This window comes from Reyranella sp. GW821-FHT14A01, assembly GCF_058803965.1.
Genome location: NZ_JBXAPM010000018.1, coordinates 100,126 through 118,267, shown reverse-complemented (window position 1 = coordinate 118,267; position 18,142 = coordinate 100,126). Strand labels below are relative to the sequence as shown.

Annotated in this window: 21 protein-coding genes; 15 read left to right on the top strand and 6 right to left on the bottom strand. The window is 65.3% G+C overall.

Features of this window, described 5'->3' with window-relative positions:
• Nucleotides 1-139 precede the first annotated feature (139 nt).
• A complete protein-coding gene (locus AC1ROX_RS27200; protein WP_493131192.1) occupies nucleotides 140-589 on the bottom strand; it encodes a MarR family winged helix-turn-helix transcriptional regulator in 450 nt (149 codons plus the stop codon).
• A 78-nt stretch (nucleotides 590-667) separates the two neighbouring features.
• On the opposite strand from AC1ROX_RS27200, the gene AC1ROX_RS27195 reads away from it, so the two are divergent.
• From AC1ROX_RS27195 to AC1ROX_RS27135, 13 genes are all read left to right on the top strand, one after another.
• Entirely contained in the window at nucleotides 668-1,141 is a 474-nt protein-coding gene (locus AC1ROX_RS27195) for a PaaI family thioesterase (protein ID WP_493131190.1), read from the top strand.
• A 153-nt stretch (nucleotides 1,142-1,294) separates the two neighbouring features.
• The gene (locus AC1ROX_RS27190; protein WP_493131188.1) at nucleotides 1,295-2,203 is read left to right on the top strand and encodes a cation diffusion facilitator family transporter; all 909 of its coding nucleotides are present in this window, start codon (nucleotides 1,295-1,297) and stop codon (nucleotides 2,201-2,203) included.
• 61 nt (nucleotides 2,204-2,264) lie between these two features.
• A complete protein-coding gene (gene apaG, locus AC1ROX_RS27185) occupies nucleotides 2,265-2,657 on the top strand; it encodes a Co2+/Mg2+ efflux protein ApaG (protein WP_493131186.1) in 393 nt (130 codons plus the stop codon).
• Between the two features lie 25 nt (nucleotides 2,658-2,682).
• Nucleotides 2,683-3,309, top strand: coding sequence for a GTP cyclohydrolase I FolE (gene folE, locus AC1ROX_RS27180; protein ID WP_493131184.1), 627 nt, complete (start codon nucleotides 2,683-2,685; stop codon nucleotides 3,307-3,309).
• A gap of 32 nt (nucleotides 3,310-3,341) precedes the next feature.
• Nucleotides 3,342-4,511: an acetylornithine deacetylase gene (gene argE, locus AC1ROX_RS27175; protein WP_493131182.1), complete on the top strand. Its 1,170-nt coding sequence runs from the start codon at nucleotides 3,342-3,344 to the stop codon at nucleotides 4,509-4,511.
• A gap of 13 nt (nucleotides 4,512-4,524) precedes the next feature.
• Nucleotides 4,525-5,397, top strand: a complete 873-nt coding sequence (locus AC1ROX_RS27170; RefSeq protein ID WP_493131180.1) for a 2-dehydro-3-deoxygalactonokinase — start codon at nucleotides 4,525-4,527, stop codon at nucleotides 5,395-5,397.
• Entirely contained in the window at nucleotides 5,394-5,738 is a 345-nt protein-coding gene (locus tag AC1ROX_RS27165; RefSeq protein WP_493131178.1) for a beta/alpha barrel domain-containing protein, read from the top strand. The genes AC1ROX_RS27170 and AC1ROX_RS27165 overlap by 4 nt, the downstream gene beginning before the upstream one ends.
• Nucleotides 5,714-6,019 (top strand): beta/alpha barrel domain-containing protein, encoded by a 306-nt coding sequence (locus tag AC1ROX_RS27160; protein ID WP_493131176.1) that lies wholly within the window; start codon nucleotides 5,714-5,716, stop codon nucleotides 6,017-6,019. The genes AC1ROX_RS27165 and AC1ROX_RS27160 overlap by 25 nt, the downstream gene beginning before the upstream one ends.
• A gap of 17 nt (nucleotides 6,020-6,036) precedes the next feature.
• On the top strand, nucleotides 6,037-7,227 hold the full coding sequence (locus AC1ROX_RS27155; RefSeq protein ID WP_493131174.1) for a mandelate racemase/muconate lactonizing enzyme family protein: 1,191 nt from the start codon (nucleotides 6,037-6,039) through the stop codon (nucleotides 7,225-7,227).
• Nucleotides 7,228-7,265: 38 nt separating this feature from the next.
• Entirely contained in the window at nucleotides 7,266-7,565 is a 300-nt protein-coding gene (locus AC1ROX_RS27150; protein ID WP_493131172.1) for a hypothetical protein, read from the top strand.
• Nucleotides 7,566-7,680: 115 nt separating this feature from the next.
• The gene (locus tag AC1ROX_RS27145; protein ID WP_493131170.1) at nucleotides 7,681-8,268 is read left to right on the top strand and encodes a PadR family transcriptional regulator; all 588 of its coding nucleotides are present in this window, start codon (nucleotides 7,681-7,683) and stop codon (nucleotides 8,266-8,268) included.
• Nucleotides 8,265-8,585: a DUF2218 domain-containing protein gene (locus tag AC1ROX_RS27140; protein WP_493131168.1), complete on the top strand. Its 321-nt coding sequence runs from the start codon at nucleotides 8,265-8,267 to the stop codon at nucleotides 8,583-8,585. The genes AC1ROX_RS27145 and AC1ROX_RS27140 overlap by 4 nt, the downstream gene beginning before the upstream one ends.
• Before the next feature lie 70 nt (nucleotides 8,586-8,655).
• The gene (locus AC1ROX_RS27135) at nucleotides 8,656-9,312 is read left to right on the top strand and encodes an FABP family protein (protein WP_493131166.1); all 657 of its coding nucleotides are present in this window, start codon (nucleotides 8,656-8,658) and stop codon (nucleotides 9,310-9,312) included.
• 8 nt (nucleotides 9,313-9,320) lie between these two features.
• Here AC1ROX_RS27135 and AC1ROX_RS27130 read toward each other — a convergent pair whose 3' ends face one another.
• Nucleotides 9,321-10,835, bottom strand: a complete 1,515-nt coding sequence (locus AC1ROX_RS27130) for an ABC transporter substrate-binding protein (RefSeq protein ID WP_493131164.1) — start codon at nucleotides 10,833-10,835, stop codon at nucleotides 9,321-9,323.
• A gap of 151 nt (nucleotides 10,836-10,986) precedes the next feature.
• Here AC1ROX_RS27130 and gad point away from each other — a divergent pair, with 151 nt between their 5' ends.
• Nucleotides 10,987-12,366 (top strand): glutamate decarboxylase, encoded by a 1,380-nt coding sequence (gene gad / locus AC1ROX_RS27125; RefSeq protein ID WP_493131162.1) that lies wholly within the window; start codon nucleotides 10,987-10,989, stop codon nucleotides 12,364-12,366.
• Between the two features lie 19 nt (nucleotides 12,367-12,385).
• Complete coding sequence (locus AC1ROX_RS27120) at nucleotides 12,386-13,603, top strand: MFS transporter (protein WP_493131160.1); 1,218 nt, start codon at nucleotides 12,386-12,388, stop codon at nucleotides 13,601-13,603.
• 27 nt (nucleotides 13,604-13,630) lie between these two features.
• Here the strand turns inward: AC1ROX_RS27120 and AC1ROX_RS27115 are convergent, their stop codons facing one another.
• The 4 genes from AC1ROX_RS27115 to AC1ROX_RS27100 all read right to left on the bottom strand — a co-directional run bounded on the left by AC1ROX_RS27115 (nucleotide 13,631) and on the right by AC1ROX_RS27100 (nucleotide 18,137).
• On the bottom strand, nucleotides 13,631-15,145 hold the full coding sequence (locus AC1ROX_RS27115) for an ABC transporter substrate-binding protein (RefSeq protein ID WP_493131158.1): 1,515 nt from the start codon (nucleotides 15,143-15,145) through the stop codon (nucleotides 13,631-13,633).
• A 70-nt stretch (nucleotides 15,146-15,215) separates the two neighbouring features.
• Nucleotides 15,216-16,067, bottom strand: coding sequence for a nitroreductase family protein (locus tag AC1ROX_RS27110; RefSeq protein WP_493131156.1), 852 nt, complete (start codon nucleotides 16,065-16,067; stop codon nucleotides 15,216-15,218).
• Nucleotides 16,067-17,311 (bottom strand): MFS transporter, encoded by a 1,245-nt coding sequence (locus AC1ROX_RS27105; protein ID WP_493131154.1) that lies wholly within the window; start codon nucleotides 17,309-17,311, stop codon nucleotides 16,067-16,069. Before AC1ROX_RS27105 ends, AC1ROX_RS27110 begins: the two co-directional genes overlap by 1 nt.
• Entirely contained in the window at nucleotides 17,295-18,137 is an 843-nt protein-coding gene (locus tag AC1ROX_RS27100) for a fumarylacetoacetate hydrolase family protein (protein WP_493131152.1), read from the bottom strand. The genes AC1ROX_RS27105 and AC1ROX_RS27100 overlap by 17 nt, the downstream gene beginning before the upstream one ends.
• Nucleotides 18,138-18,142 lie beyond the last annotated feature (5 nt).

Sequence of the window (18,142 nt, the reverse complement as noted above, 5' to 3'; positions counted from 1 at the left end):
TCGAACAGCGACAGGTCGAGGCGCTGGCCCTTGCCGGTCTTGATCCGGTGCAGCAGGGCGAAGGCGATACCGCCGGCAGTGGCGCTCATGATCATGATTGCGCCACTGGAGTGGCGCGCTCCATTGAGCGTCCTCGTCTTTAAAGCGGCGCAAGCTTCTCCATCGAGCGGTCGAGGGCGCCGTGCAGGTCGGCGGTGAGCTTCGTGCCCATCGCGTCCCGGACCTCCTGTTCGGCCTCGGCCCAGAGCGGCAGCGCGCGCTTGAAGAGGGCGCGGCCCGCCACCGTCGCGACCAGGTCGTGCCGGCGCTTGTCGCCCGCGGCGGCGCGCTCGATGACGCCCGAGGCCAGCAGCGGCCGCAGGTTGCGCGTCAGGGTCGTGCGGTCGGTCGCCAGCAGCTCGGACAGTTCGGTGATGCTCACGGGGCCGCGCGAGATCACGTAGCCCAGCAGCGAGAATTGCGAGATGCGCAGGCCGGTCGGCGCCAGGTGCCGGCTGTAGATCTGGGTGACGCGCCGCGCCGCGCTGCGCACGCGAAAGCAGGTGCACTCGGCCGGCGACAGGCGGAGCGGGGGTGTGGCGGTTGTCATGGAACTGAGACTATCGCCGCTTCTTGCGCCGGCAAAGCCTCAATGTGTATATGCACTTAAATTCGCACGGAGACGCACATGGCTGCAGAAGCGGGATTTGGCGTGGTGCCGATCGAGGTGGCGCGCACACTGGACGGGCTGGATCTGTTCAAGGGCCTGTTGGAGGGCCGTTATCCGGCGCCGCCGATCACCAAGACCCTGGGTTTCAGTCTTATCGAGGTCGAGGCCGGCCGTGTGGTCTTCGGCTACACCCCGGTTTTCGACCATTACAACCCGCTGGGCTCAGTGCATGGCGGAGTCGCCGCCACCCTGCTCGATTCGGTGATGGGCTGCTGCATCCACACGATGCTGAAGGCTGGCAGCGGCTACACGACCGTCGAGATCAAGGTGAACTACGTGCGTGCCATGACCGACAAGACCGGCCCGGTCCGCGCCGAAGGCAAGGTCATCAATGTCGGCTCGCGCATCGCCACCTCGGAGGGCCGCCTGACCGACGCCTCCGGCAAACTGCTGGCGCACAGCACGACCACCTGCCTGATCTTCCCGATTTAGCCTGGAGTCACGACGCTGGACGACTACGTCAAGGGGGCGCAGACGAAACAAACGAAATAAACGAAACAAATGAAACGGAGGGAGGGGTCCCCCGGAATTGCGTCGAATCGGCAGATGCTCGAACCTGGAGTGACACTGCTCTAGTCTGGCGGCATGCCAAACGCCGCCGCCGAACAGAGACTGCTGAAGATCTCCATCGCCGTCACCATCGGGGTGTCGGCGTTCGGCGTCCTGTTCGGCTTGCTGTCGGGCTCCATGGCGATCCTGTTCGACGGCGTGTTCGCGGCCATCGATGCGGCGATGTCGGGCCTGGCGCTGTTCGTGTCGCGCCTGGTCACACGGGCCACCGAGAACCGGCGGTTCCAGTTCGGCTACTGGCATATCGAGCCGATGGTGCTGGCCTTCAACGGCGGCACGCTGATGCTGCTCTGCTTCTATGCCTTCCTGAATGCGGTCGACAGTTTGCTGGGCGGCGGAAGGCAGCTCAACTTCGACTGGGCCATGGCCTATGCCGTCCTGGTCTTTGCCGCCTGCTTCGGCATGTTCTTCTACGAGCGTCACCTCAACCGTCGCATCGGCTCCGATTTCATACGGCTCGATGCGCAGAGCTGGCTCATGAGCGGCGCGATCACCGCGGCCTTGTTCGTGGCCTTCGCCATCGCCGGCATGTTGAAGGGAACGGCTTATGAGCATCTGGCGCCCTATGCCGACCCGGCCGTGCTGGCTTTCCTGACGCTGGTCCTCGTCTTCGTGCCCATTGCCACCGTCCGCAAGGCGCTGCAGGAAATCCTGCTGATCACGCCCCCCGATCTCGACGCGCTGGTGCGCCGAGTCATGGACGATGTGATCGAGCGGCACGGCTTCAAGACCTACACGAGCTACGTCGCCAAGGTGGGCCGCGCGCAGTTCATCGAGATCCATATCGCCGTGCCGCCGGAGTCGCCGATCGACAGCGTGGGCGAAGCCGACGCATTGCGGCGCGAGATTGCCGCGGCGATCGGCGGCGAGAGTCCGCATCGCTGGCTCACCATCGATTTCACCGCCGATCCCAAGTGGCTGTAGACGCGTTTGACCTTTTGGGCCGAAACTCCCATGTCAGAGGCGTCAAGGAATTTGCGCGAGCATGTATAAAGCCACAACCCGTGCCATCCAGGTGACGGTCGAACCGCAATATCTGCCGGACCAGTCGGAACCTGCGAAATCTCAATATGTCTGGTCCTATAAGGTGCGCATCGAGAACAGGAGCGATGTCGCAGTGCAGTTGCGCAGCCGGCACTGGAAGATCACCGACGGGCTCGGCCGCCTCCAGGAGGTCAAAGGGCCCGGTGTCGTCGGCAAGACGCCGTTGCTGCGTCCGGGCGAGACGTTCGAGTACACTTCCGGCACGCCGCTCTCGACGCCCTCCGGCATCATGGGCGGCACGTACCAGATGGTGGACGAGGCGGGGGTGAAGTTCGATATCGAGATCCCGACCTTCTCGTTGGACACGCCGACGGCGCAGCGCAGCCTGAACTAGGCCGCGCGGATCAAGGGAGATGACAATGAACAAGATGGCGAAGCCGAGCGACCTCGTTTCGCTCGCCACCGGCCTGCCCCGTCCGTCGCGCGAGGAGGCCGAGGCGGCCGTCCGCACGCTGATCCGCTGGGCCGGCGACGATCCCGGCCGCGAGGGCCTGGCCGGCACGCCCGATCGCGTCGTCCGCTCCTACGAGGAGTTCTTCGCGGGCTACGACCAGGATCCGCGCGACATGCTGCAGCGCACCTTCGAGGAGGTCGAGGGCTACGACGAGGTCGTGGCGCTGCGCGACATCCGGCTGGAATCGCACTGCGAGCATCACATGGTGCCGATCATCGGCAAGGTCCATGTCGGCTACCTGCCCGACAAGCGCGTGGTCGGCATCAGCAAGCTCGCCCGTGTGGTCGACGCCTTCGCCCATCGCCTGCAGATCCAGGAGAAGCTGACGGCGCAGATCGCCAACACGCTGCAGGAAGTGCTACAGCCGCGCGGCGTTGCCGTCGTCATCGAGGCGGCGCACCAGTGCATGACGACACGCGGCGTTCACAAATCCGATGTTACGATGGTCACCAGCCGCATGCTGGGGGCCTTCCGCGACAATGGCGAGACACGCCGCGAATTCCTGACCATGATCGGTCGCACGACCGTCTGATCATCACACGATACGAGCAAGACAAGGACATCATGGCCGGAGAGACCGTCAGTTCCATCGAAATGCTGCGCAAGCTCGTGGCGTTCGACACCACCTCGCGCAATTCCAACCTCGCGCTGATCGAGTACGTGCAGGCCTATCTCAAGGGTCACGGCGTCGAGTCGAAGCTGGTGCCCAACGAGGACGGCTCGAAGGCCAACCTCTTCGCTACCATCGGCCCGAACGTGCCGGGCGGCGTGGTGTTGTCGGGCCATACCGACGTCGTGCCGGTCGACGGCCAGCCCTGGGTCACCGACCCGTGGACGCTCACCCTCAAGGACGGCAAGTATTACGGCCGCGGCACCTGCGACATGAAGGCATTCTACGCCATCGGCCTCGCCATGCTGCCGCAGTTCCTGAAGGCGCCGCTCAAGAAGCCGATCCACTTCGCGTTGTCCTACGACGAGGAGATCGGCTGCTTCGGCGCGCATTCGCTGGCCGCCCGCATGGCGACCGAAGTGCCGAAGCCCCGTGTCATCATCATCGGCGAGCCGACCATGATGACGGTGGTGCATGCTCACAAGGGCAGCCAGAGCTACGTCACCAAGTTCACCGGCTTCGAGGCGCATTCCTCGATGACCCATCTCGGCGTCAGCGCGATCCATTTCGCCGGCGAGTTCGTGCACTACCTCAACACGGTGCAGGAGGAGCTCGAGGCCGCTGCGCCGAAGAACAGCGAGTTCATGCCGGCCGCCGCGACCTTCAACGTCGGCACCATCATCGGCGGCACGGCGGGCAACATCCTGGCGCGCGAGTGCGAGGTCCTGTGGGGCTATCGCGAGCTGCCGACGCGGCCGATCGAGGAACTGGGCGAGCGCGCCAAGAAGTGGCTGAAGGAAGAGCTGCTGCCCAAGATGAAGGCCAAGCATCCGGCCGCCGCCATCGAAACCGAGCTGCGTTCCTCGACACCGGCCTTCTCACCCGAGGGCAACGACGACGCCAAGACCCTGGCCGGCAGCTGGTCGGGCTCCAACACGGTCGGCGCGGTGGTCTACGCCACCGAGGCCGGCATCTTCCGCAAGGTGCTGGGCGTGCCGACGGTCGTGTGCGGCCCCGGCGACATCGCCCAGGCGCACCAGCCCAACGAGTTCATCCTGGCCTCGCAGATCGACGCGGGCGAGGAGTTCATGAAGCGCATGCTCGAGTGGTCCTGCCGGGACTGATCGTGACCAAGACGTGCCGCACCTGATCGCCGTCGACTGGGGCACGAGCTCGCTGCGCGGCGCCCGTCTCGATGAAGCGGGCGGCGTGCTGGAGGAGAAGAGCGCACCGCTCGGGATTCTCAATGTTCCCAACGGTGACTTTGCCGGTGTCTTCGCCTCGTTGTTCGCGGACTGGATGAAGCCGGCAGGCAGCGTCTGCCTGATCTCCGGCATGGCCGGCAGCCGGCAGGGCTGGGTCGAGGCGCCCTATGCCGCCTGTCCCGCCGGACCCGAAGAACTGAAGCGGCACCTGCATTGGATCGAGCCGGGGCGGATCGCGCTCGTGCCCGGCCTCAGCGTCGAGCAGGGCGAGGTGCCCGACGTGATGCGTGGTGAGGAGGTCCAGATCTTCGGCGCGATGCGGCTGGCGGGTCTCACGGACGGGCTGTTCGTCCTGCCCGGCACGCACAGCAAGTGGGCTACGGTGCAGGGTGGCCGGGTCACGGGCTTTCGGACCTACATGACCGGCGAGTTCTACGGGTTGCTCAGCCAGCATTCGATCCTGGCGCGCACCCTCGAAGCCGAGGCGCCGCTTGATGAGGCGATGTTCCTGCGCGGCGTGGCGCGCGCCGACGAGGGCGAGGGGCTGCTGCACAACGCGTTCGGTGTGCGGGCGCTTGCCTTGTTCAATCGCCTGTCGCCATCTCAGTCGGCAAGCTACCTCTCCGGCCTGCTGATCGGTGAGGAATTGCGGACGCAGGAACTGCCGCCCGGCGGCGAGGTCGTTGTCATCGGCGCGCCGTCACTTACGGCGCGCTATGCTCTGGCGCTTGGACAGAAGGGCGTGACGGTGCGCAGCTTCGGCGCCGAGGCGACATGGGCGGGCTTGAGGGCTTTGCAGGGATGACCACAATCGACAGGTTCAAGACCGCGATGCGCGAGCTGCCGCTCGTCGCCATCCTGCGGGGATTGAAGCCCGAAGAGGCGCCCGCGATCGGAGATGTGCTCGTCGAAGCGGGCTTCCGACTGATCGAAGTGCCGCTCAACTCGCCGCAGCCGCTCGACAGTATCGCGCTGCTCCGCAAGCGCTTCCCCGATGCCGTGATCGGCGCCGGCACCGTCCTGACGGCGGCCGAGGCGCGCGACGTGGCGTCGGCCGGCGGCGAACTGGTCGTCGCGCCGAACTCGATCGCGAGGTCGTCGAGGAGACGGTGCGGCTCGGCATGGCAAGCTTGCCCGGCATCATGACGCCCACGGAAGCCTTTGCCGCCCTGAAGGCCGGTGCGCACGGGCTGAAGCTGTTTCCGGCCGAGCTGGCATCGCCCGCTGTCGTCAAGGCGCTGCTGGCGGTGCTGCCGAAAGGAACGCCCTTGATTCCGGTCGGCGGAATCGGCGCGGACAATCTTGATGCCTGGCGGGCGGCCGGTGCGGCAGGCTTCGGCCTCGGTTCGTCGCTCTACAAGCCGGGCGACAATGCGGCGACGGTACGGGCCAAGGCGGCTTCCATCGTGTCGGCCTGGCACAAATAAAAAAGCGGAGAGGAAACATGAAGATCAAGAGCTACGAGATTTTTCGCTGCGACGCCGGCTGGCGTCTCTTCTCTTTCCTCAAGCTGGTGACCGATACCGGCCCGGTCGGCTGGTCCGAATACAATGAGAGCTTCGGTAGCCCCGGCCTCTCGGGCGTCATCGAGGCGCTGATGCCGAGCGTGGTCGGCATGGACCCGATGGACATCGAAATGGTGAACGCCGTGCTCGCCACCAAGTCGACGCAGTCGCGCGGCGGCGTGGTGCGGCAGGCGATCGCCGCCATCGAGAACGCGCTGCTCGACATCAAGGGCAAGGCGCTGGGCGTGCCGGTCTATCAGCTGTTCGGCGGCAAGCTGCGCGACCGCATCCCCGTCTACTGGTCGCATTGCGGCTCCTACCGCATGCGCAATCCCGATATCTGCGGCACGCCGGCGGTGCGCTCCTACGACGACTTCATGCGGACCGGCGAGGAGGTGCGCAAGAAGGGCTTCACCGCCTGCAAGACCAACATCGCCATGGAGGTCGACGGCAAGCTGCGCGCCTATCGTCCGGGCTTCGTCGTCGGCAAGGGCTTCCCCGAGCGCAACTGGGATGCCTTCATCGCGCGCAGTGCCGCCAAGACAGTCGAGGCCTTCCGCGCCGGCGTCGGCCCCGATGTCGGCATCATGCTCGACACCAACTTCCATTTCCGCACCGAGGGCTTCAAGCGCATCGCCGAAGCCGTCGGACCGACCGGCCTCACCTGGCTGGAACTCGACATCCACGATCCAAAGTCGATCGCGATGATCCGCGAGCACGCGCCGTGCCCCATCGCCTCGGGCGAGACCCTGCTGGAGCGCCGCGATTTCCGCCCGTATCTTGAGGCCTATGCCTTCGACACCGCCATCGTCGACGTGATCTGGAACGGCTTCGCCGAGTCGCTGAAGATCGCCTCGATGGCCGACGTCTACGAGGTGAACGTGGCGCCGCATAATTTCTACGGCCATCTCGCCAGCGCCATCTCGGCCCATTTCTGCGCCGCCGTGCCGAACTTCCGGATCATGGAGATCGACATCGACGGCGTGCCGTGGCGCGACGAGATCGTCGACAACCCGCCGGTCTTCGAGAACGGCGACTACATCCTGCCCAAGGGGCCGGGTTGGGGCGTCGAGCCGAACGAGGCGGCGATGCGCAGGCACCCACCCAAGACCTATGTGGTTGCGCAGTAGGGCCCCGTCGCGCATGGTGTGAATCAAGGGAGACGACCATGGTTCGCACAATCTTCGGTATGGCATTCGGGTTGGCCCTGATGGCGACCTCGGCGGAAGCCCAGGTCTATTGCCGGGCGGAAGGCGTGCCGCATGGCTGCGTCTGGGCACCGGCCGCCCGTCCGGGCGTTGGCGCGCCCGGCGTCGGTGTGGCTCCGGGTGTCGGTGCGGGCGCCCCCGGCGTCGGCGTGGCGCCCGGGGTCGGTGTGGGCGCGCCAGGAGCCGGCGTGACGCGGGAAGGCGGCGTGGACGGGGCGGTCAATCGCGGCGGTCCGGTCAATCGCGTCGGTCGTCACTAAGTAGCTGATTTTAAATAGTAATTTAGACCGGGGCGGAAAATCGTCCCGGTGGCCTTGAATTTGAGAACAATCAAGATATATCTTGGATATGTTAAATCATATCAGGATGCGATCCATGAGATCTTCCCATCATCACCATCACCGAAGCGAAGAGGGCCACCGTCATCACTTCAGCCGACGTGGCTTTGGTCGGCACGGTCACGGCTGGCATGGCGAGAGCAGCGAGGGGCGCGGCGGACGCAGCCGGCGCGTCTTCGACTCCGGCGAGCTGCGCCTCGTCCTGCTGAAGCTGATCGCCGACGAACCGCGGCACGGCTACGAGCTCATTCGCGCGATCGAGGAACTGACGGGCGGCAGTTACGTGCCGAGCCCCGGTATGGTCTATCCGACGCTGACGATGCTCGACGAGATGGGCCATATCGCCGAGGCCAAGTCCGAGGGCGCGCGCAAGTCCTTCGCGGTCACGCCGGACGGCACGGCCCATCTCGCCGAACGCAAGGCGGAGGTCGAGGCGCTGTTCGCGCGGCTGGCAGAACTCGCCAGCCAGCAGGAGCGCACCGATGCGGCGCCGGTGCGCCGGGCCATGAACAGCCTTCGCGAGGCATTGATGCATCGCCTGGGCCGTGACGGCGTGCAGAAGCAGACGGTTCACGACGCGGTCGCCATCATCGACGAAGCCGCGCAGAAGATCGAACGCCTATGAGCATCCACAGCACCGCGCGCGTGCCGACCGCCAACGGCAGCCGCTACCTCCAGCAGCTCTGCAAGCACTGGAGCCACAATCTCCAGGTCGAGTTCGACGAACAAAAGGGCTGGGTCGTGTTTCCGCGCAATGCCCGCGGCGCCGACTGGCCGGGCGATGCGACCCTCCTGCTGGAGGCCCATGCCGATGCGCTCGAATGCCGTCTCGAGGCGAGCGCCGACGGACAGCTCGCGGCGCTGAAGGGCGCCGTTTCGAGCCACATCGACCGCTTCGCCTTCCGCGAGGCGCCGCTCGCCTTCGACTGGCGCGACGCGTGACAAGCCGCGCGCTTGTTATCGTAACGGCGGGCCTGCACATTCCGCGCGAGTGCAGCCGCCTGAGGATCCCATGTCGAGTATTCCGGAAGATGTCTTTACCGAGCCCGAAGATTTTTCGCCGGATACGCTGGCCAATCTAGGACCGCTGGCCCGCCTGGCCGGCGAGTGGGAATCCGACAAGGGCATCGACATCGCCCCCAAGGCGGCGGGTCCCGAACAGCGCAACTTCCGGGAACATATCCGGATGGAGCCGATCGATCCGCAGCCCAACGGGCCGCAACTCCTCTACGGGCTGCGCTACCACATCCATATCAACACCGACGAGGAAGCCATCACCTTCCACGACCAGGTCGGCTACTGGCTGTATGAGCCGGCGACCGGCCTGATCATGCAGTCCATCGCCATTCCGCGCGGCCAGGTCGTGCTGGCGGGCGGAACGGCGAAGCCGGGCGACAAGACCATTTCCGTCGAGGCCAAGCGCGGCGACACGCGCTTCGGCATCTGCTCGACGACTTTCCTCGAGGAAGCGTTCCGCACCGACTATTACCGCATCGACATCACCTTCAACGATGACGGGACCTGGTCCTACGTGACGCGCACGGACCTCGCGGTCCGCGGCAAGACCCCGGCCTTCAACCATCGCGACACGAACACCTTGCGCCGTGTCGCGGCGCCGGCGCAGAACCCGATGATCGACCTGCTGAAGACCGGCAAATACGAAGACTGACGGGATTTCTACTTGAGCTTCAGGCCGATGACCCGCACGAGACCGTCCGGCATCGGCCTGTAGCCCTCCAGCCGGTCGATGTGGGCGATCAGGATCTGCGGGTGGTAGAGGTAGAAGATCCAGCCTTCTGACAGGAACTTGGCGGTGATCTTTTCGTAGATCGCCTTGCGCGCGGCGGGATCGGTGACGGCGCGCGCCTCCTGGTGCCAGGCGTCGATCTCCTTGTCGCAATACTTGCCCATGTTCTGCGGCGCGCCGCAGGTCTGGTAGATCACCGAATTGCCGTCGGGGTCGCTGCGGCCGCTCCAGGTGTTCATGTAGACCTGGAAATTGCCGTCCTCGCCCTGCTTCAGCGCGGTGGCGACTTCGGTGACGCGGATCTTGAGGTCGAAGCCGGCTTCGGCCGCCATCGACTGCACGACCTCGGCCACGGCGCGTGTCTCGGGCGTGTTGGTCACCATGAAGTCGAGCACCAGCGGCGTGGTCACGCCGGCTTCCTTGAGCAGTGCCTTGGCCTTGGCGACGTCGCGCTTCGGGACCGGGAACTTCTGCTGATAGTAGGGATTGAGCGGACTGACCCACTGGTTGCCCGGCACGAATTCGCCGTTGAACACCACCTGGTTGATGGCGTCGCGATCGATCGCCAGTTCGAAGGCGCGGCGCACCCGCGGATCCTTGCCCAGCGGATTGTCGGCCTTGGGACCGTTGGCGACATTGGCGAACAGGGCGAACCAGCCCAGCGACACCGCCTTGCTGAGCTTGAGCTTCGGCGTGTCGCGCACCGTCTTGATGTCGGTCGCCAGCACGCGCTCGATCAGGTCGAGCCCGCCCGAGCGCAGGTTGGCCAAGCGGACGGTCGCATCGACGATCGGCAGGTAGGTGATCTTGTCGATGAAGACCTGGTCCTTGTTCCAGTAGTCGGCGAACTTCTCGACGACGATGCGGTCCTGCTGGACACGCTCGACCAGTTTATAGGGGCCAGCGCAGACCGGCTTCAGGCCGAACTTGTCGCCCGCGGCTTCGGCGGCCTTGGGCGAAACCATCATGCCGGCGCGGTCGGTGAGCTGGGCCAGCAGCGGCGAGAAGGGCTGCTTCAGGTTCAGCTTGATGGTGAGCGGGTCGACGACCTCGACTGTGTCGATCGTGCCGATCTCGGGCTTGCGGAACGAGCTCTTCATGTTGAGGTGGCGGTCGAGGCTGTACTTCGCAGCCGCCGCGTCGAAGACCTCGCCGTCGTGGAATTTCACGTTCGGGCGGAGCTTGATGATGACCGTCTTGCCGTCGGCCGAGGTCTCCTGGCTGAGCGCGAGCTGCGGGACGATGCCGAGCTTCTCGTCGATGTCGAACAGCTTGTCGCAGATCGAGGCGAAGACGATGCGCGCGGTGTAGGTCCGCGACAAAGTGGGATCGAGAACATCAGGGTCGTCACCCAACCCGATGCGCAGATGGCTCTGTGCCGAGGCGGCCGTCGCCATCAGGCAGAAAGTGGAAGCCACGACGAAGCAGCGAGCGATCGGTCCCATGATTCCCTCCGGTCTGTCCCCGAAAAGGAGATTGCACACGCCGTGCCAGCCTGCGCCCTGAAACAGGTGTTACGCTTTTACGTCGGCGGAGGTCGCTCTTATTCGAGGTAGTCTGGCCATGCGCCAGCTTCCGACGATAAGGACTTGGATCATGCCTCTCTCCACTTCTCCCTCCGGCATCTACGACGGGATCTTCGCCTCCGAGGAAGCCGACCACACCCTGCCGAGACGGCATTTCCCGCGACATGAGCGCGATGCCCGCATGATCTACCAGGCGGTGCATGACGAACTGCTGCTGGATGGCAACTCCCGCCAGAACCTCGCCACCTTCTGCCAGACCTGGGTGGAGCCGGAGGTCCATCAGCTTCTTGACGACTGCATCGATAAGAACATGATCGACAAGGACGAGTATCCCCAGACCGCGGTGATCGAGAGTCGCTGCGTGATCATGCTGGCCGATCTCTGGAACTCTCCGGACAAGGACAATTCGATCGGGTGCTCCACCACCGGTTCGAGCGAAGCGGCCATGCTGGGCGGCATGGCGATGAAGTGGCGCTGGCGCGAAAAGCGCCGGGCGCTCGGCCTTCCGACGGACCGTCCCAACCTGATCACCGGCCCGGTCCAGGTATGCTGGCACAAGTTCGCCCGCTACTGGGACGTCGAGCTGCGCGAGATCCCCATGGAGGAGGGGCGCTTGCTGATGACCCCCGAGGAAGTCCTGAAGCGCTGCGACGAGAACACGATCGGCGTGGTCCCGACGCTGGGGGTGACCTTCAACGGACGCTACGAGCCAGTGAAGGAAATCGCCAACGCGCTCGACCGTCTCCAGGCGGAGACCGGGATCGACATTCCCATCCACGTCGATGGGGCGAGCGGCGGATTTCTGGCGCCGTTCTGCGCGCCGGACCTGGTCTGGGATTTCAGGATCCCCAGGGTGAAATCGATCAACACGTCCGGCCACAAGTTCGGGCTCGCGCCGCTGGGCTGCGGTTGGGTGGTGTGGCGCGAGAAGGCCGACCTGCCGGAGGATCTGATCTTCAACGTCAACTATCTCGGCGGCAACATGCCGACGTTCGCCCTGAACTTTTCCCGTCCCGGCGGCCAGGTCATCGCCCAGTACTACAATTTCCTCCGCCTGGGCCGCGAGGGATATACCAAGGTCCACTCGGCCTGCTATCGCACCGTGCAGTTCCTGGCCAACGAGATCGCGGCGCTCGGTCCCTTCGAGGTCATCTTCGACGGCAATCCGCTGGAAGGCATTCCCGCCGTCTGCTGGAAGATGGGCGCGGAGGATCCCGGCTACACGCTCTACGAACTGGCTGATCGCCTGCGCATGAGAGGATGGCAGGTTCCCGCCTATTCGCTTCCGGCGAATCAGGAGAGCCTCGTCGTCCAGCGCATCATCGTGCGCATGGGGGTGAGCCGTAATCTGGGCGCGCTTCTCCTGGACGACATCAAGGCGGCGATGGTCTATCTGGCGCAGCAGAAAGGCTCCGGCACGCTCCCCGTTACCAACGCCCATCATCACTGAGGCGAGGCGGGAATACGTCATGTTGCCGTGGATCATCTGGGTGCTGTCGGCACTCTTCGTGGTGCTGAACTATGTCCAGCAGGTCTTCCCCAACGTCATCGCGCCGGAACTCGGGGCGGCCTTCCATGCCGATGACACCGTCCTGGGAAGCATCGCGTCGGCCTACTTCTATGCCTACGCGATTCTCCAGATTCCGGTCGGCCTGATCATCGATCGCTTCGGCGTCCGCCGTTCCCTGGCGCCGGCCGTCCTGGTGGCGGGACTGGGAACCCTGGCCTTCGCCTTTGCCCAAACGGCGGAAAACGCCTTTGTCGTACGGCTTCTGATGGGGGCCGGTTCGGCATTTTCGTTCATCGGGTGCCTGAAGCTCGTCCAGGAATGGTTTCCCGATCGCTTCTCGATGTTCGCCGGCATGACCAATACAGCCGGCATGCTGGGTGCCGCCTGCGCAGGCCCGCTTGCGGTACTCGTGAAGGTGATCGGTTGGCGCTCTGCCATGGGCTGGATCGGTGGCGTGGAACTGGTCCTCGGGATTCTCATCCTGCTCGTCGTCCGCGACAGGCCGGTGTCGCCCCCCGAGGTGAGGGAGGTTTCTGCAGGGCCGGCGGCGTCCGGCAAGCTCGGTTTGTTGCGTAACGGGCAGGTCTGGCTCAACGCCCTCTACGCAACCGGCATCAGCCTGATCTTCGTCGCCTTCGGCGGACTCTGGGGCGCGGGCTACATCCAGAAAGCCTATGGCCTCGACGCCGTGTCGGCCGACGGCACGAGCTCGATCCTTTTCCTCGGAGGGATTGCGGGAAGCCTCTTCTATGGATGGTACTCGGACTATCTCAAGAGCCGGAAGATCCCCATGGTGCAGGCGGGCATCGGCGGGCTCCTGACGATATCGCTGCTTCTCTACGTCCCCGGCATTCCGCTTCTCGTGTTCGAGATAGGGCTCTTCCTTGCCGGCTTCTTCAGCAGCGCGAACATCGTCTCCTATGCCGTCGCCCGCGACCTCTATCCCAACCTCTCGGGCTTCTCGATCGGCTTCCTGAGCACCTGCTACTATGCAGGAAACGCGACCTCGCAGCCCCTGGTCGGCTTCCTGCTGGAGCGTCATGCGTCTGGCAGCGGCGGGACCGAAGTGCTTACGGTCGGCGACTACCGCTTCGCGCTTACGTCCCTCGTCATCTGCATGGCGGGGGCTCTCGTTTGCGCCCTGCTCCTCAGGGATCCACTGCGACCCGCTTCCTGAACCGCGGATCGGAAGCGGCGGCGGAACCTACTTCAGCTTCAGGCCGACCACGCGGAGCAACCCGTCCGGCACGGGGCGGAAGCCTTCGAGCCGGGTCGTGTGGGTCGCCAGATTCTGCGGATGGTACAGGTAGAAGATCCAGCCCTTGTCGAGGAAGCGCTCGGTGATCTTGCGGTAGATCGCCTTGCGCGCCTCCAGGTCGGTCGCGGCCCGCGCTTCCTGGTGCCAGCCGTCCAGTTCCTTGTCACAATACTTGCCCATGTTCTGCGGCGCGCCGCAGGTCTGGAAGACCACGGAATTGCCGTCGGGATCGCTGCGGCCGCTCCAGGTGAGCGCATAGACCTGGAAGTCGCCGTCCTCGCCGGCCTTGAGCGCGGTCGCCACCTCGACCACGCGGAGCTTCAGGTCGAAGCCCGCCTCGGCCACCAGCGACTGCACGACCTCGGCGATGGCGCGAGACTCGGGCGCATTGTTCACCATGTAGTCGAGCGTCAGCTTGCCGGTGATGCCGGCCTCCTTCATCAGGGCCTTGGCCTTGGCGATGTCGCGCTTGGGGATCGGGAAGTCTTTTTGATAGTAGGGGCTCTGCGGGCTGATCCACTGGTTGCCCGGCACGAACTCGCCGTTGAACACGACCTGGTTGATGGCGTCGCGATCGAGCGCCAGTTCGAAGGCGCGGCGCACCCTCGGATCCTTGCCCAGCGGATTGTTCGATTTCGGCCCGTTGTCCTGGTTGATCATCAAACCGAACCAGGCGAGCGACACCGAGTTGGCGAGCTTCAGCTTGGGATCGGCGCGGACGGTCGGGATGTCGGTCGCGAGAATGCGCTCGGTGAGGTCGATGCCGCCGGAGCGCAGGTTGGCCAGGCGCACGGTGGTGTCGACGATGGGCAGGTAGGTCACCTTGTCGATGAACACCTGGTCCTTGTTCCAGTAGTCGGCGAACTTCTCGACGACGATGCGGTCCTGCTGGACCCGCTCGACGAACTTGTAGGGCCCGGCGCACACGGGCTTCAGACCGAACTTGTCACCCGCGGCCTCGGCGGCCTTGGGCGAGACCATCATGCCGGCACGGTCGGTGAGCTGGGCGATCAGCGGCGAAAAGGGTTGCTTCAGGTTCAGCTTGATGGTGAGCGGGTCGACCACGTCGACGGTTTCGACGATGCCGATCTCGGGCTTGCGGAACGAGCCCTTCATGTTGAGGTGGCGCTCAAGGCTGTACTTCGCGGCGGCGGCGTCGAACGGCTCGCCGTCATGGAATTTCACGCCGGGCCGCAGCTTGATGGTGACGGTCTTGCCGTCGGCCGAGGTCTCGTGGCCGAGCGCAAGCTGCGGCACGATCGCCAGCTTCTCGTCGATGTCGAACAGCTTGTCGCAGATCGACGCGAAGACGATGCGGCCGGTGTAGGTGCGCGACAGGCTGGGATCGAGCACGTCGGGGTCGTCACCGATGCCGATCCGCAGATGCCCCTGCGCCGAGGCCGTACTGGCCGCCGCGCAGAGAGCCAATGTTACAAGAGCGCGCTTTACCGTCCGCCGCATGTTGCCTCCGTCCTGACCGTTCAAAGCCTCCAGCACGGGGCGTGCCATGAAGCCGAGCAAAGCTCGGCCTCTACCGAATCTCGAAACCCATCTTCGCCAGCGCGGCGCGCAAGGTCTCGCGGCCGTTCATCGCCTTGATCGGAGCCAGGCGGTTCAGCACCCGCTGGGTCCAGGTCGCGGCCTGCAGCTCGTGGCGAGCGGAGAACTTGGTCATCTCGGCGTCGTAGGCAGCGCGCAGGGCCTCTTCCTTGCTCGCGTCGTAGCGCTCGGTATGAAGCACGACCGACTGCGGCAGGCGCGGCTTCACCTCGCCTTCGCCCTTCTCGGTGGCGTATCCGACGCAGAGGCCGAACACGACGACGGCCTGCGGCGGCAGGCCCAGCAGCTCGGCAACCTTGATCGGGTCGTTGCGCATCGCGCCGATATAGACGGTGCGCAGGCCCATCGACTGCGCGGCGACCACGGCGTTCTGGGCCGCGAGCGCGGCGTCGATCGAGGCCACCATGAAGGTCTCGAGCCAGGGCATGGTCTCGAACTCGGTCTTGGTCGCGTCCGAGATGCGCTGGTTGCGCGACATGTCGGCGATCCAGGCGATGAACAGCGGGCACTGCTCGATATGCTTCTGGCCGCCGGCGATCTCGGCCAGCACCTTCTTCTTGGCGGGATCGGTGACGGCGACGGCCGACCACCACTGCATGTTGGAGCTGGTCGCGGCCGACTGGGCAGCGGCGATCATGCTTTCCAGCGCGCCGGCCGGCACCGGGTCGGGCTTGTAGCCGCGCACCGAGCGGTGATCGAGCATGACGGCGATCGTCTCGTTCCACGGGCCTGCCGCCGGGAGGGCATCGGCGCCGTAGCGGCGGACCAGGGCTTCGGTGGCGGCATCGGTCTTGGCGGGGGTAGCGGGCGTCAGGGAATCCATCAGGCAATGCTCTCGGGTTTGCGGCGGGTGATCGCGGTGACCAGCGCCAGGAAAATGAAACCGGTGACGATCATGAAGATAGCGCGCGGCTCGTTATGGTCCATCAGGAAGCCGTAGAGCAGCGGGGCGACCATGCCGCCCAGGTTGAAGCCGGTGCTGACGAAGCCGAACACCTTGCCGAACGAGCCGGGCGGCGTCACGGCGCGCACCATCATGTCTCGCGACGGCTGGATGATGCCGTTCAGCAGGCCGCCGGCCGACATCAGCACGATCAGCACGGCGCCGGGCATGTTCACCCAGGCCATCAGGATCGCCATGGTCGAAGTGCAGGCGAAGCCGATGGCCGCCACGCGCTCATGGTGCGGCGTGCGGTCGGCGATGATGCCGCCCAGCAGCACGCCGCCGGCGCTGCACAGCAGGAAGCCCGACAACGCCACGCTGGCGACATCGGCGGGCGTGCCGTGGATCTGCCCCATGCCGACGACGGTGAAGACCTGGATGCCGCCATTGGCCATGGCGAGGCAGAAGAAGAACAGCAGGTTGCGCAGGATCGGCGCGCTCAGCAGCAGGTCGAGGCCGACCTTCTGGCCCCCTTTTGCCGCTTCCTGGCCGGGCTTGTGCGAGATGCGTGGCAGGATGCTGCCGGCCACGATCAGCACGAAGGCGGTCGCGATCGACAGGCCGGCGACGAACAGGAAGGCGCCGCGCCAGCCCCACATCGCTGCGCAGGCCAGCGCCAGGGCCGGCGTGACGCCCGAGCCGAGATAGCCCGCGAAGGTATGGATCGAGAAGGCCTTGCCGATCCGCTTGTGATCGATGGTGGCCGAGAGGATCGAATAGTCGGCCGGGTGATAGACCGTGTTGGCGAGGCCCAGGAAGCCGTAGGCGATGACGAAGAACCAGTAGCCGGGCAGCAGGGCGGCCGCCGTCACAGCGAAGCCGCCCAGGATGAGGCCGCCGGTCAGCATGGCGCGCGGACCGACCCTGTCGACCAGGAAGCCGGCCGGTGTCTGCAGCAGGGCCGACGCGGCGTTGAAGGCCGTCAGCGCCAGGCCGATCTCGACATAGCCGACACCGAAAGCATCCTTCACCTCGCCGAACAGCGGCGGCAGCAGCATGATGTGCACATGGCTCACGAAATGCGCCACGGCGATCAGCGCGATCACCTTGAACTCGCGGGCCTTCTTCGCATCGGTGCCGGCGTCGCTGGCCGGCAGGTCGAAAGAGTTACTCGTCGACGACATTGACGCCCAAGGTCCCTATGCCTGAGATCTCGACTTCCAGCCTGTCGCCGCCCTTCATCCAGAGCGGCGGCTTGCGGCCGGCGCCCACCCCGTCGGGCGTGCCGGTCGCGATGATGTCGCCCGGCTCCAGCCAGGTCACGGTCGAGAGATATTCGATGATGGTGGCGACATCGAAGATCATGTGATCGGTCGTGTCGTGCTGCACCACGGCGCCGTTCAGCCGCGTCGTGAGCTCCAGCCGCTGCGGATCGGGGATCACATCGGACGTGACCATCCACGGACCGAGCGGCCCGGTCGCCGGGAAGTTCTTGCCGGCGAAGACGGAGTTCTTCTGGAAGTCGCGCACGCTGCCGTCGATGAAGCAGGTGTAGCCCGCGATCACCGAGAGCGCGCTGGCTCGCGGGACATGCCGGCAGCGTTCGCCGATCACGATGGCGAGCTCGCCTTCATAGTCGAAGTCGATCGAAGCGCGCGGCCGCACGATGTCGCCGCCGTGGCGCACCAGCGTGTTGTGGAGGCGAGAGAAGAGGCTGGGCACGGTCGGCATCTGGCGTCCGACCTCGCCGACATGGCTGGCATAGTTGAGGCCGACGCAGAGGATCTTGCCGGGATCGGGAATGACCGGGAGCAGTTCGACGTCTTCGAATTTGAGATCGGCCGCCGCGCCTTTCGCGGCCGCGCGCAATTCATCGAGCGCGTTCGCGGTGATGACGTCACGCAGGCCGGACCAGCGGCCGCTCGTGCGCAAAGACAAATCGACGATACCGCCGTCGACGGCCGCGCCGAATTTGTTCGCGCCCGCATGGCGAAAGCTGACCAACCGCATGGGGA